The organism is Pseudoxanthomonas sp. SGT-18 (assembly GCF_003931645.1).
In the GTDB taxonomy this organism is placed as follows: Bacteria; Pseudomonadota; Gammaproteobacteria; order Xanthomonadales; family Xanthomonadaceae; genus Pseudoxanthomonas.
Genome location: NZ_RRYJ01000009.1, coordinates 1 through 13,020 on the forward strand (window position 1 = coordinate 1; position 13,020 = coordinate 13,020).

At 73.0% G+C, this 13,020-nt stretch carries 10 protein-coding genes; 2 read left to right on the plus strand and 8 right to left on the minus strand.

Features of this window, described 5'->3' with window-relative positions; translation table 11 throughout:
* The first annotated feature begins 104 nt into the window (after positions 1 to 104).
* Positions 105 to 2,810: a glycoside hydrolase family 3 C-terminal domain-containing protein gene (locus tag EIM47_RS12295; protein WP_037034681.1), complete on the plus strand. Its 2,706-nt coding sequence runs from the start codon at positions 105 to 107 to the stop codon at positions 2,808 to 2,810.
* A 47-nt stretch (positions 2,811 to 2,857) separates the two neighbouring features.
* Here EIM47_RS12295 and EIM47_RS12300 read toward each other — a convergent pair whose 3' ends face one another.
* The 8 genes from EIM47_RS12300 to EIM47_RS12330 all read right to left on the minus strand — a co-directional run bounded on the left by EIM47_RS12300 (position 2,858) and on the right by EIM47_RS12330 (position 11,793).
* Positions 2,858 to 3,331, minus strand: coding sequence for a YaiI/YqxD family protein (locus EIM47_RS12300; protein ID WP_019397064.1), 474 nt, complete (start codon positions 3,329 to 3,331; stop codon positions 2,858 to 2,860).
* Entirely contained in the window at positions 3,328 to 3,456 is a 129-nt protein-coding gene (locus tag EIM47_RS16115; RefSeq protein ID WP_019397063.1) for a hypothetical protein, read from the minus strand. The genes EIM47_RS12300 and EIM47_RS16115 overlap by 4 nt, the downstream gene beginning before the upstream one ends.
* 74 nt (positions 3,457 to 3,530) lie before the next feature.
* The gene (locus EIM47_RS12305; protein WP_019397062.1) at positions 3,531 to 6,476 is read right to left on the minus strand and encodes a two-component regulator propeller domain-containing protein; all 2,946 of its coding nucleotides are present in this window, start codon (positions 6,474 to 6,476) and stop codon (positions 3,531 to 3,533) included.
* 109 nt (positions 6,477 to 6,585) lie between these two features.
* Positions 6,586 to 7,065, minus strand: a complete 480-nt coding sequence (locus EIM47_RS12310) for a VOC family protein (RefSeq protein WP_019397061.1) — start codon at positions 7,063 to 7,065, stop codon at positions 6,586 to 6,588.
* A 218-nt stretch (positions 7,066 to 7,283) separates the two neighbouring features.
* Positions 7,284 to 8,450: a PQQ-dependent sugar dehydrogenase gene (locus EIM47_RS12315; RefSeq protein ID WP_125077074.1), complete on the minus strand. Its 1,167-nt coding sequence runs from the start codon at positions 8,448 to 8,450 to the stop codon at positions 7,284 to 7,286.
* 172 nt (positions 8,451 to 8,622) lie between these two features.
* Positions 8,623 to 9,327 carry an ABC transporter ATP-binding protein gene (locus EIM47_RS12320; protein ID WP_125077075.1) on the minus strand — a complete coding sequence of 235 codons (705 nt, stop codon included), beginning with the start codon at positions 9,325 to 9,327 and terminating at the stop codon, positions 8,623 to 8,625.
* Positions 9,320 to 10,522 (minus strand): ABC transporter permease, encoded by a 1,203-nt coding sequence (locus EIM47_RS12325; RefSeq protein WP_125077076.1) that lies wholly within the window; start codon positions 10,520 to 10,522, stop codon positions 9,320 to 9,322. Before EIM47_RS12325 ends, EIM47_RS12320 begins: the two co-directional genes overlap by 8 nt.
* A 2-nt stretch (positions 10,523 to 10,524) precedes the next feature.
* Positions 10,525 to 11,793, minus strand: a complete 1,269-nt coding sequence (locus EIM47_RS12330; protein ID WP_158675209.1) for an efflux RND transporter periplasmic adaptor subunit — start codon at positions 11,791 to 11,793, stop codon at positions 10,525 to 10,527.
* A gap of 122 nt (positions 11,794 to 11,915) precedes the next feature.
* On the opposite strand from EIM47_RS12330, the gene EIM47_RS12335 reads away from it, so the two are divergent.
* Positions 11,916 to 12,926: an LD-carboxypeptidase gene (locus tag EIM47_RS12335; RefSeq protein WP_125077078.1), complete on the plus strand. Its 1,011-nt coding sequence runs from the start codon at positions 11,916 to 11,918 to the stop codon at positions 12,924 to 12,926.
* Positions 12,927 to 13,020: the final 94 nt, after the last annotated feature.

Consider the following 13,020-nt stretch of genomic DNA (forward strand, 5'->3'; position numbering starts at 1 on the left):
GATCCCTGGGATATGCGTTTTGGAATCGCCGATGCGCAGGCCTGCGGCTACCCTCTGGCATCGCTTTCCGCAGGCGCGGAATGGACTTCCACGGGAGGAATCGGATGGTCGGATCGCTGCGTGCCAGCCCGCTGCTGCTGGCGCTGGTTTTGTGCACTGCATCGCCCGCGGCGATGCCCGCTGCCGGTGCGCCGCAGGCTGGCGCACCCGCGTCCGCCGGCGAGCCTGCGGATCCGGCGCGCGAGCTGGCCGCGGCGCTGGTGGCGCAGCTGACGCCGGAGGAGAAGCTGGAACAGCTGCTCAACACCGCGCCGGCGATCCCGCGCCTGGGCGTGCCCGCCTACAACTGGTGGACCGAATCGCTGCACGGGGCGATGGGCACCCTGCCGACCACCAACTTCCCCGAGCCGATCGGCCTGGCCGCGAGCTTCGACGATGCCCTGGTGCGGCGCGTGGGCCAGGTGATCGCCACCGAGGTGCGCGGCCTGCACGCGCTGGCGCGGCAGACCGGCCGCACCGGGCGCATCGGCACCGGGCTCAACACCTGGTCGCCGAACATCAACATCTTCCGCGACCCGCGCTGGGGCCGCGGCCAGGAAACCTACGGCGAGGACCCGTTCCTGGCCGCGCGCATGGGCGTGGCCTACGTGCGCGGCGTGCAGGGCGAGCATCCGCAGTGGTACGACATCGTCGCCACGCCCAAGCACTACGCGGTGCACAGCGGCCCCGAATCGACCCGGCATTCGGCCAACGTCTACGTCTCCCGCCGCGACCTGGAGGACACCTACCTGCCGGCGTTCCGCGCCGCGATCGTGGAGGGCGGCGCCGGCTCGGTGATGTGCGCCTACAACCGGGTCGACGGGCAGCCGGCCTGCGCCAACGACCTGCTGCTCAAGGACTACCTGCGCGGCGCCTGGGGCTTCAAGGGCTACGTGGTTTCCGACTGCGACGCGGTGGCCGACATCAGCAAGCACCACCACTACGCGCCCGACCCGGCCGCCGCGGTGGCCGCGGCGATGCGCTCGGGCGTGGACAACGAGTGCAACGGCGCCACCCTGGTGGATACCGCCGGCCTGTCGCGGCCATACCGCGAGGCGCTGGAGCGCGGCCTGATCACCCAGGCCGACGTCGACCGCGCCCTGGTGCGGCTGTTCGCCGCGCGCTACCGCACCGGCGACCTGCCGGGCCTGCGCCCGGTGTCCACCGAGACCGCCTCGCCGGAGGAGCTGGGCAAGCCGGAACACGCCGCGCTGGCGCTGGAGGCGGCGGAGAAGAGCCTGGTGCTGCTGAAGAACGACGGCGTGCTGCCGCTGCGCCCGCGGGCGAAGGTGGCGGTGGTCGGTCCGCTGGCCGACGCCACCCGGGTGCTGCGCGGCAACTATTCCTCCACCCAGTCGGCGCCGCCGGTCTCGGTGCTGGAAGGCCTGCGCAAGGCCATGCCCGAAGCCACGCTCGCCCACGTCCCGTTCTCGCCGACCTACACCGACGGCGATCCGGTGCCGAACTCGGCGCTGCTGGCGCCGGACGGACGGCCCGGGCTGCTGGCGCGCTACTACAACACCCGGCAGAAGCCGCCGGCGCGGTTCGAGCCCGGACAGATGGACGCCTGGATCGCGCAGGTGGGCTTCGAGGAGCAACCGGTGGTCGAGCGGGTGGAGGCGGACGTCAACAGCCGCAGCCTGGACCTGGCCCAGGTGCACGACATCCACCGCGTGGAGTGGACCGGCTACCTGGTGCCGCCGGAAACCGGCAGCTACCGCCTGGGCCTGGGCGGCTTCAATGGTTCGCTGGAGTTCGACGGCAAGCCGCTGCTGGATCTGGAGGGCGCGTCCTGGAACAGCCTGCCGACGCTGGCAACCGTGCACCTGGAAGCGGGCAAGCGCTACCCGGTCAAGGTGGTGAGCGAGGCGCGGGTACTGGCCGGCATCGGCCTGCTGTGGAAGCGGGTGGTCGAGGACCCGCTCGAACGCATGCGCGCGGCGGCGGCCGACAGCGACGTGATCGTCGCGGTGGTCGGCCTGACCTCGGACCTGGAAGCGGAGGAGGCGCCGGTCGAGGTGCCGGGCTTCAAGGGCGGCGACAAGACCAGCCTGGACCTGCTGGCCGACCAGCAGGCGCTGCTGGAGGCCGCGCGCGCCACCGGCAAGCCGCTGGTGGTGGTGCTGATGAACGGCAGCCCGGTGAACCTGGCCTGGGCGAAGCAGCATGCCGCGGCGATCATCGAGGCCTGGTACCCGGGCCAGTCCGGTGGCCTGGCGGTGGCCAACGTGCTGGCCGGCCACGCCAACCCGGCCGGGCGCCTGCCGCTGACCTTCTACCGTTCGGTCGAGGACCTGCCGCCGTTCGACGACTACGCCATGCGCGGGCGCACCTACCGCTATTTCGAAGGCAAGCCGGTGTACCCGTTCGGCCACGGTCTCAGCTACACAACGTTCGCCTATGCGCCGCTGAGGCTGGAGCCGGCGCCGGGCGGCGCGCAGGAGGGGCTGAAGGTAGTCACCGAGGTGCGCAACACCGGCAAGCGCGCCGGCGACGAGGTGGCGCAGCTGTACCTGGACTTCCCCGACATCGAAGGCCTGCCGCGGATCGCGCTGCGCGGCTTCCAGCGCGTGCACCTGGCCCCGGGCGAGCGCCGGGTGCTGGAGTTCGCGCTGGATCCGCGCGACCTCAGCGCGGTGACCGCCGAAGGCGAGCGCCAGGTGTTCGCGGGCAATTACCGCGTGTTCGTCGGCGGCGGCCAGCCGGGCACCGGCGCGCCCGGGCGCGAGGCGGCGTTCAAGGTCACCCAGGCACGCCCGGTCGAACGCTGACCGGTACGGGGGCGCCGCCGTGCGGCGGCGTCCTCCGGATGCGCGGCTCAACTCCGCCGCTGCGCGATCCAGCGGTCCAGCTGCGCGGCGAAGGCCTGGCGCTCGCGCGGGCCATAGGCCGCCGGGCCGCCGGTCTGTACCCCCGCGCCGCGCAGTTCCTCCATGAAGTTCCGCACCGACAGCCGCTCGGCGATGTTGTCGGCGGTGAAGCGCTCGCCGCGCGGATTGACCGCCAGCGCGCCGTTGGCGAGCACGCGGGCGGCCAGCGGGATGTCCTGGGTCACCACCAGGTCGCCGGCCCCGGCGCGCTCGGCGATGGCGTCGTCGGCCACGTCGTAGCCGCCCTGCACCTGGATGGCGCGGATGAAGGGCGAGGGCGGGGTGCGCAGCCACTGGTTGGCCACCAGGGTCAGCTGCACCCTGGCGCGCATGGCGGCGCGGAACAGCATCTCGCGCACCGGCACCGGGCAGGCATCGGCGTCCACCCAGATGCAGGCGGGGCGGGGCCCGTTATCGTTCATCCCGCCGTCGGCGTGCCGTTCCTGGCTTCGCGCGCGGCGCGCTTCTTCGCGTCCTTCTCGTCCTGCTTCTTCTTTTTCGCCAGCTCGCGCTGGCGCTTCTCGAAGGAATAGTTCGGCTTGGCCATCTGCACTCTCGTCGGATCGAGGGGGCAGTGTACGCGCCCCGGGCGCGGGCCGGCCGCCAGGCCGCGGCTGCCGTTCAGAACGGCAGCACGATCGGCGGCGCCTCGCCGGCGGGCAGGGCGCGGTCGCGGCCGTCGGCCTTGGCCCGGTAAAGGGCCGCGTCGGCGCTGCGCAGCAGGTCGTCGGGGCTGGCGCCGTCGGCCGGGCGCACGCTGGCCGCACCGATGCTGACGGTGACCGCATCGCCCACGCTGGAGGCGCGGTGCGGCATGGCGCAGGCGCGGATCCCGGCCACCATGCGCTGCGCGCGGTCCAGCGCCGCCTCGGCGTCGCAGTCGCGCAGCAGCACCGCGAACTCCTCGCCACCGTAGCGCGCCACAAGGCCTTCGCCGGGACCGACCATGTCGGCCAGGCGGTTGGCCACCGCGACCAGGGCGGTGTCGCCGCCGAGGTGGCCGTAGCTGTCGTTGTAGGCCTTGAAGTCGTCCACGTCGACCAGCAGCACCGCCAGCGGCGCGTCGCGGTTGGCGTGGTCGTTCCAGGCCTCGCGCAGGCGGCGGTTGAACTCGCCGCGGTTGGGGATGCCGGTCAGGGCGTCGCTGGCGGCGATCCGGCGCAGGCGCTCGTTGGCCTCGCGCAGGGCCTCGGTGCGCAGCGCCACCTCGCGGGTCAGCTCGCGTTCGCGGATGCGTGCGGCGCGCAGGCGCAGGCGCACGCCCAGCACCACCAGCCCGGCCAGGGCCAGCAGCGCCAGGCCGCGCACCCACCAGGTCTGGTGCCAGCGCGGCAGCAGGGTGAAGTGCAGGCTGGCGCCCTCCATGTTCCACACCCCGTCGTTGTTGCTGGCCACCACCCGGAACACGTAGTCGCCCGGCGGCAGGTTGGTGTAGTGGGCGCGGCGCATGTTGCCGGCCTCGTTCCAGCCGCGGTCGAAGCCCTCCAGCCGGTAGCGGTAGCGCACCGCCGTCGGCGCCACGTAGCTCATCGCCGCGTAGTGCAGTTCCAGGCGCTCGACCCCGGGGGCGAGGCGCGGCGCCCCCTCCGGATCCACTTCCACGCCGTCCACCAGCAGGCGCTCCACCGTTACCGGCGGCGGCTGCGGGTTGCCCTGCATGCGCCCGGGATCGACCAGCACCAGGCCCTTGGCGGTGCCGAACCACATGCGGCCGTCGGCGGTGCGCCCGGCCGGGGTCTGCGAGGCGCCGTTGCCCTGGGCGTTGAGCATGCCGTCGGCGGTGCCGAACCACTGCGGCGCGACCTTGCGCGCATGTCCGCGGTCCAGCGCCGCCAGGTCGGAGCGCGCGATGCGGCCGATGCCGCGGTTGGAGCTGAACCAGAAGTTGCCGTCGCCGTCGTCCAGCAGCGCGAACACCGCATCGCCGTGGAAGCCGGCGTCTTCGGCGTAGCGGGTGGCCACGCCGCGGCGGACATGGACGATGCCGTTGCCGGTGCCCAGCCACAGGCTGCCGTCCTCGCCGGGATGGAAGGCGAACACGCTGCCGGACAGGCCGCCGACGCCGCAGTCGTCCAGGCGCCCGCCCTGCAGGCAGCGCAGGCCGCTGCGCAGGCCGATCCACAGGCGGCCGTCCGGATCCTCGTACAGCGAGCGCACGTCGTCGCCGCGGGTGGGCTCGGCCACGTGCACCTGGCCGCCGTCGATCCGGGCCACGCCCTGCAGGGTGCCGACCCACATGCCGCCGGCCCGCGCCGGGGCGAACGCGAACACGATGGTCCCGGGCAGGCCGTGGCCGATGCTGAAGTGGCGGGCGCGGCCGGCGCGGTCGAAGCGGATCACGCCTTCGGTGCCGCCGACCCACAGCTGCCCGGCCGCGTCGCCGAGGATGGCGCGCACCAGCTGGCTCGGCAGCTGCCGGTTGTAGGCCTCCGCCGGCTCCAGGTACGGCTCGCGGTAGCGCGCCAGGCCGCCGCCATCGGTGCCGATCCAGAGCGTGCCATCGGCGGCCGGGTGCACCGCGCGCACCGCGTTGGAGGCCATCGGCGCGGTGATGGTGACCAGCTTGGACTGGCTCAGCCGGTGCACGCCGCTGGAGGTGGTGCCGATCCAGAGGTTGCCCTCGCGATCCTCCAGCATCGAGCGCACGGTCTCGCCATGCAGGCCCTGGAGGCTGTCGTCGCAGAAGAAGTCGGCGGCGGTCAGGCGGCACAGGCCGGCGCCCAGCGGCGCGAACCAGACCGTGCCCTCGCGGTCGCCGTAGAGGGTGTAGATGCGGCTCTGGTCCAGCGCGGCGATGCGCCGCTCGCGGTGGAAGCGGCCGTCGCGGAAGTAGGCCGGGCCGTTCTGGGTGCCGACCCAGGCGGTGCCGGAGGCGTCCATCGTCAGGCTGTAGACGGCGTTGGAGGGCAGGCCGTCGTGGGCGTCGTACAGGCGCGCGCCGCTCCCGTCCCCGGCCCAGTGCACCACGCCCACGCCGTCGGCGGCGATCCACACGCCGCCGGCCGGGTCGGCGACGATGGCGCGGTAGAAGCCGCGCGGCGGGAAGCCTTCGGCGTCGCCCAGCAGCCGCGCATCGCCGTCGGCGATCCGGACCACGCCCAGGTTGGTGGTCACCCACAGCGCGCCGCCGGCATCGGTGACGATGCCGAACACGCTGTCGGCGCCCTGCGGCAGCGCCACCTGGCGCAGCTGGTTGCCGCGGCGGTGGTAGAGACCGCCGTTGAGCGTGCCCACCCACAGGCCCTGGTCGCCGTCGCTGGCCACGGCGGTGATGGCCGAGCTCTGCAGTACCGGTGCGTTGCGCGGCTCGAAGGTGTCGAAGCCCTGGCCGCTGTGCCGCGCCAGGCCGGCGTAGGTGGACAGCCAGATGGTGCCGTCGGCGTGCTGGGCGATGCCGAGCACGGTGCCCTGCGGCAGCTGGTTCTCGTACCAGACGTGGGTGAACTGGCCGATCGGCCGGTCCGGGGCGAGGGCTTGGACCGGCGGCGCCGCAAGCAGCGCGGCGAAAGCGCAAGCCCCGAGCGCGAGGGCGCGCCCGGGCTTACGCAGCGGTGCAACTCCGGGCATCGGTCCCCCTAACCGGTCGGTGCGCGGATATTAGCAGTGCGTCACATCCTGCGCTGCGCGACCAAAGGCGTACGGACCCGTGTGGTGGGGGCTGGCAGGGCGGGGCGGCTCAGCCGCGGATGGCCGCCTTGATCTTCGCCACGTCGATCCGGCGCATGGTCATCATCGCCGCGAAGGCGCGCCGGGCCACGCCGGGGTCCGGGCTGTTGATCGCCTCGAGCAGCACCCGCGGGGTGATCTGCCAGGACACGCCCCAGCGGTCCTTGCACCAGCCGCATTCGCTCTCCTGGCCGCCGTTGCCGACGATGGCGTCCCAGTAGCGGTCGGTTTCGGCCTGGTCGGCGGTGGCGATCTGGAACGAGAAGGCCTCGGTCTGCTTGAAGTGCGGGCCGCCGTTGAGGCCAACGCAGGGCAGGCCCAGCACGGTGAACTCCACGGTCAGCACGTCGCCGGCCTTGCCGGAGGGGAAATCGGCCGGGGCGCGGAAGATCCGGCCGACCGAGCTGTCGGGGAAGACGCTGGCGTAGAAACGCGCGGCCTCGAGGGCGTCGCGTTCGTACCACAGGCAGATTGTGTTGCGCGCAACCATGGTGATGTCTCCTGCAGGGGCGGGCCACTCGCCGCGCGGCGCCTGGCGGCCGCCGCGCGGTGATCTCTTCCTGTACGTCGTCCGGCGCGGCCCGGAATCGACACCCGGACGGTGGAGGCGTGTCCTCGCCATGCCGCCCCGTGCACGCCGGGATCCGGGGCTTTCGGGGACTGCCACGCGGCAGGGGGCGTAGCCCCGGTGTCCAGGCGGCCGTGGCTTCAACTCTTCGGGTCCAGCCGCAGCAGCCAGCCCTGGCCGTCGCGGGTGCCGTCCTCCAGCAGCCAGATGGTGCCGTCCGGACCCTGTTCGACTTCGCGGATGCGGCGGCCCATGTCGAAGCGTTCGGCCTCGCGGGCGTCGGTGCCGTCAAATGCGATCCGCACCAGCGACTTCGACGACAGGCCGCCGATCAGGCCCGAGCCCTTCCAGCCCGGATAGCGGTCGCCGCTGTAGATCACGAAGCCGGCCGGCGAGATCACCGGGTTCCAGCTCACCGCCGGGGCGTGGAATTCCGGCCGGGTGTCGTGGTCGGGGATGGGCTTGCCATCGTAGTGGTCGCCGTTGGAGACGACGGGATATCCGTAGTTGTCGCCGCGCTCGATCAGGTTGAGCTCGTCGCCGCCCTTGGGGCCCATCTCGTGCGCCCACAGCCGGCCCTCGCCGTCGAAGGCCACGCCGAGGATGTTGCGGTGGCCCAGGGTCCACACCTGCGCGGCCACGCTGCCCTGGTCGGCGAACGGATTGTCGGCCGGCACGCTGCCGTCGTCGTCGAGCCGGATCATCTTGCCCAGGTTGGTCTTCATGTCCTGGGCCGGATCGAACTTCTGCCGCTCGCTGGAGCTGATCCACAGCTTGCCGTCGCTGCCGAAGGCGATGCGCTGGCCGAAGTGGCCCTGGCCGCTGACCTTCGGTTGCTGGCGCCAGATCACCTGCAGCCCGTCGAGCCTGCCGCCGCCGTCCTGGTCCAGCACCAGCCTCGCCCGGGCCACGGCCGCGCCCGCGGTGCCGCCTTCGCCGGCCTCGCTGTAGCTGATGTAGACCAGCTGGTTCCCGGCAAAGCCCGGATGCAGGACCACGTCGGCAAGTCCGCCCTGGCCGCCATGCGCCACCTTCGGTACGCCGGCGACCGTGCCCAGCTTGCCGCTGGCCGGATCGAACAGGCGCAGGTTGCCCGCCATCTCGGTCACCAGCAGGCGGCCGTCAGGCAGGAAGGTCATGGCCCAGGGCGAGTCGAAGCGCTGCACCTCGGCGACCGCGAACGGTGCGTTGGCCAGCGCCACCCGGGCCTGCGGCGCGGCCTGCGCCGGTGCGACCAGGGCAACGGGAGCGCTGGCCAGCAGCCCCAGGGTCGCGGCCAGGGCGAGCGGGATCCGGGGCGATTTCATGGCGTCTCCTTGCATGCGGAAGTGGCGGCCACCGTAGCCGGCGCAACCTTGGGCGAGTGTCAACGCCAGCGCCCTCGCAGCCGCATTCGCCCCCAGGCCACCGTTGCGCGGAACTGCCCGCCCTCTCGCCAACCCCTCCCGCGAAGGGTTGGGGGCTCCAGGGACGCGGCGCTCAGCCGTGGCGTTTGTCGGAGACGATGGCGCCGTCGACCAGGGAGATGGTGCGGTCGCAGGTCCCGGCCAGGCGCGGGTCGTGGGTCACCACCAGCACCGCGCAACCGGACTGCTCGTTGAAGCGGCGCAGCAGGGCGAACACGTCGGCGGCGGTCCTGGTGTCCAGGTTGCCGGTGGGCTCGTCGGCCAGCAGCAGCGAAGGGCGGGTGACCAGGGCGCGGGCGATCGCCACGCGCTGCTGCTGGCCGCCAGAGAGCTGGTCCGGGCGGCGGTCGGCGAACTTCTCCAGGCCGACGTCGGCCAGCAGGCCGCGGGCGACGTCCACGATCTCCGGTGTCGGCTTGCCGTTGGCCACCATCCATGGCATGAGCACGTTCTCCAGCGCGGTGAACGCGCCGATCAGGTGGTGGAACTGGAAGACGAAGCCGATGTGGCGGCCGCGCAATGCGGTGCGCGCCTCGTCGTCCATCTCCCGCGTCGGCTGCCCGCCCAGGTACAGCTCGCCGGCGGTGGGCGAGTCGAGCAGGCCAACCAGGTTGAGCAGGGTGCTCTTGCCCGAGCCGGACGGGCCGACCAGGGCGGCAAAGTCGGCGCTGTCCAGACGCAGGTCGATGCCGTGCAGCACCTCGACCTCGTTCGGCTTGCCGATGTTGTAGGACTTGCGCAGCCCTTCCAGGCGCAGGACCTCGCGCGGCTCAGGCATGGCGGATCGCCTCCACCGGGTCCAGGCGCGAGGCGCGCCAGGCTGGCACCAGCGCCGCGCCGGTGCCGGCCAGGGTGGCCAGTGCCATTGCCGCCGGCACCAGGATCGGCGGCAGGTCGATGGTGAACAGCTTCGGCCCGAACGTATTGAACGCGGCCGCCAGGCCCCAGCCGGCCAGCGCGCCGATCGCCGAGCCGGCCAGGCCCAGCACCGCGCCCTGGACCAGGAACACCTGCAGCATCTGCCGCCGGCGGGTGCCCATGGCGCGCAGGATGCCAATCTCGCGGGTGCGCTGGGCCACGCTCACCGCCAGCACGCTGGCGATGCCCAGCGCCACCGAGATGGCGACGAAGAAGCTGATCATGCGCGTGGACATGCTCTGCGAGGCCAGCGCGTTCATCAGCTGGGCATTGGTCTGCATCCAGCTCTCGGCCTTCAGCCCGGTCAGGCCGTTGATGCGCGCGGCCATGCGGTCGGCGGCGAACACGTCCTCCACGGTCACGTCGATCACGGTGGCGCCGCCAGGCAGGGCCAGCAGCGACTGCGCCTGCTTGAGGTCCAGGTAGACGTAGCGTGCGTCCAGCTCGCGCACGCCCAGCTCGAAGATGCCGGCCACGTTGATCACCGCCTCGCGGCCTTTGCCGGCGTCCAGGCGCAGCTTGCCGCCGGTGCGCAAGCCCAGGTCCTCGGCCAGCTTGCGGCCGACCACGCCGTTGCCGGAGCCGACGTCCAGCCTGCCCTCGACCATGTTCTCGTGCAGCGGGATCACCCGCAGGTAGCGCGCCAGGTCGATCCCGACCAGGGCCACCGATTCGGTGGCATCGCCGCGGCGGCCGAACGCCGGGCCCGAGACCACCGGCGAGACCGCGGTGACGCCCGGCAGGCGCCCGATCACGTCGCGCACCTGCAGCCAGTTGTCGATCGGGCGCAGCGCCTGCGGGCGCGGGTCCTCCAGCACCAGTTGCAGCGTTCCCGGCTGCGCCGGCGCCAGCAGGTTGACCTCGCGCGGCGCTTCCACCCGCACGTGCGCCTGGGTGCCCAGGGTGCGTTCGATGAGGTTCTGCTGCAGCCCGGAGATCAGCGCGGTGACGAACACGATCACCGCCACGCCCACCGCGATCCCGCACAGGATCAGTAGCGACTGCGCGCGTCCCTGGCGCAGGAAGCGCATGGCGATGGTGGCCTCGATCCACATGCTCAGCCGGCGCCACCCTGCACGGCGGCGGGCAGGGCGCGGTCCTCGCCCTCCGTGGCGGCCGGCTGCGGGGCGGGCAGGGGTTGCGCGCGCAGGCGCACGCGCGCACCGTCGCGCGGGAGTTCCGCCGGATCCAGCGCGCCGGCGGCCAGCACCCGGTCGCCGGCGGCCAGGCCTTCGACGATCTCGGTCATTGCAAGGCCGCGCAGGCCGAGCGCCACCGGCACGCGCTGCACGCGGCCGCCGCGCACGCGCAGCACCTCGGCGCGGCTGGCGCCCGGCTCGTTGCCGAGCAGGGCGTCGTTGGGCACGGCCAGGGCGTTGTCGCGGCGGCCGGTGAGGATGGTCGCGGTGACGGTCATGTCCTGGCGCACGAAGTCGGCGGCCGGATCGATGCGCAGGCGCACGTCCACGGTGCCGCGCGCCGGGTCGATGCCGGGGGCGATGTGGTACACGGTGGCGGCGAACGGGCGGCCGGGGAAGGCGTCGGCCACGCAGGTCGCAGGCTGGCCGGTCTCGAGCAGGGCCAGGTTCTTCTCGTCCAGCGGCAGCAGGATCTCGCCGGGCGCATCGGCCGCGATCTCCAGCAGCACCTGGCCCGGGGTGACGGTGTCGCCGGGCTCGACCTGGCGGGCCAGCACCGTGCCGGCCACGGTGGCGCGGATCACCGCGCGCTCCAGGTCGGCCTCGGCCGCGCGCAGGCGTTCGAGCGCCTGGGTTTCCAGGGCGCCGCCGCTGGCCACCGCCGCGGCGGCCACGCGCGCCTGCTCGGCCGCGGCGCGGGCGGCGACCAGCGCCTGCGCGGCCTGTTCCACGCTTTCGCGCGAGACCAGCTGGCGCTCGCCCAGCTCGCGCCGGCGCGTGGCTTCGCGCTCGGCCTGGGCCAGGTCGGCCTGGGCCTGGCGGTAGCGCGCCTGGGCGTCGGCGCGGTCGGTCCGGCGCAGGGTTTCCAGGGCAGCGCGGGCCTCGTCGCGGCGCGCTTCGAGGTCGGTCGCGCGCAGCACCACCAGCACGTCGCCCGGGGCCACGCGGTCGCCTTCCATCACCCGCCGTTCCAGCACCAGGCCCGAGATTTCCGCACCCACCTGGACCCGCGACAGCGCCGCCACCCGCCCGGTTGCCACCACGTTCTGCACCAGTGGACCGGCGGCCACCTCATAGCCGGGCAGTGCCGGGCCGCGCCAGCGCATCACCGCCCACGAAAGCAGCACCAGCAGGAGCACGAGTGCAGTCGCGACCATCCAGCGGCGCCGCATGGAAGGGTGGGGCATGGACATACCTGGCACGAAAGGTCGCCAATCTTCGCCCGCAACGCGTGAGCGCGACAACGACGGCGGCTGGCTGCGGCGGGCGCGCGATTGCTAGGCTCGCCACTGGCGACGGGAGGCAACCCATGCACAGAAGGCAGTTCCTCGGCGGCGCGATGGCCGCCTCCCTGCTGGCGTTGGCCGGCCCCGGGCGGGCGCGGGCCGCGGCCGCGGCGCGGCTGTTGCCGCCGGCGCTGCGGCCCGGCGACACCGTGGGCCTGGTCAGCCCGTCCTCGGCCACCGACGACAGGCTCAAGCTGCAGCTGGCGGCCGAGGCGATGCAGGCGCTGGGCTTCGAGGTGCGCGCCGGCGAGCACTACGGCAACCGCCGCGGCCACCTGGCCGGCAGCGACGCCGACCGCGCCGGCGACATCAACCGCATGTTCGCCGACCCAAAGGTGCGGGCGCTGGTATGCGTGCGCGGCGGGGCCGGCGCGGCGCGGCTGCTGCCGCTGCTGGACTACGCGCTGATCCGGCGCAATCCCAAGGTGCTGCTGGGCTATTCGGACATCACCGCGCTGCACTGCGCGATCCAGGCGCGGACCGGGCTGGTGACCTTCCACGGCCCGATTGGCGCCGGCAGCTGGAACCGCTTCGTGGTCGACCAGTTCCGCCGGGTGTTCTTCGAACGAGAACTGCTGGAGTACCGCAACCCGCCGGACGACGACGCGGACGAACTGGTCCCGCGCCGCAACCGCACCATGACCATCCGCGGCGGCAACCTGTCGGTGCTGGTGGGCCTGGCCGGTTCGCCGTACCTGCCGGCGTTCGACGGGGCGATCCTGTTCCTGGAGGACGTGGAGGAGGCGCCGTACCGGGTGGACCGGATGCTGACCACGCTCAAGCTGGCCGGGGTGCTGGACCGCATCGCGGGCTTCATCTTCGGCCAGTGCACGGACTGCGAGCCCGGCGCCGGCTACGGTTCGCTGACCCTGGAACAGATCCTCGACGACCATGTCCGCCCGCTGGGCATCCCCGCCTACCGCGGCGCGCAGATCGGCCACCTGCGCGAGCAGTTCATCGTGCCGGTCGGCGGCCAGGTCGAAATGGACGCCGACGCCGGCACCTTCCGGCTGCTGGAGCCAGTGTTCTCGTAGATTGGTGATTGGTGATTCGGGATTGGTGATTCGTGGGAGCGGGAACCGGGAGTGGCGGTGAGGCAAGGTCACGGCCCGAATCCCGAATCCCGAA

What these genes read in the sequence shown, in the direction of transcription:
- EIM47_RS12300 (WP_019397064.1), bottom strand. Translation starts at nt 3,331, where the DNA reads ATGAACGATAACGGGCCCCGCCCCGCCTGCATCTGGGTGGACGCCGAT.
- EIM47_RS12305 (WP_019397062.1), bottom strand. Translation starts at nt 6,476, where the DNA reads ATGCCCGGAGTTGCACCGCTGCGTAAGCCCGGGCGCGCCCTCGCGCTC.
- EIM47_RS12330 (WP_158675209.1), bottom strand. Translation starts at nt 11,793, where the DNA reads ATGCCCCACCCTTCCATGCGGCGCCGCTGGATGGTCGCGACTGCACTC.
- EIM47_RS12335 (WP_125077078.1), top strand. Translation starts at nt 11,916, where the DNA reads ATGCACAGAAGGCAGTTCCTCGGCGGCGCGATGGCCGCCTCCCTGCTG.
- EIM47_RS12320 (WP_125077075.1), bottom strand. Translation starts at nt 9,327, where the DNA reads ATGCCTGAGCCGCGCGAGGTCCTGCGCCTGGAAGGGCTGCGCAAGTCC.
- EIM47_RS12310 (WP_019397061.1), bottom strand. Translation starts at nt 7,065, where the DNA reads ATGGTTGCGCGCAACACAATCTGCCTGTGGTACGAACGCGACGCCCTC.
- EIM47_RS12325 (WP_125077076.1), bottom strand. Translation starts at nt 10,522, where the DNA reads ATGTGGATCGAGGCCACCATCGCCATGCGCTTCCTGCGCCAGGGACGC.
- EIM47_RS16115 (WP_019397063.1), bottom strand. Translation starts at nt 3,456, where the DNA reads ATGGCCAAGCCGAACTATTCCTTCGAGAAGCGCCAGCGCGAGCTGGCG.
- EIM47_RS12315 (WP_125077074.1), bottom strand. Translation starts at nt 8,450, where the DNA reads ATGAAATCGCCCCGGATCCCGCTCGCCCTGGCCGCGACCCTGGGGCTG.
- EIM47_RS12295 (WP_037034681.1), top strand. Translation starts at nt 105, where the DNA reads ATGGTCGGATCGCTGCGTGCCAGCCCGCTGCTGCTGGCGCTGGTTTTG.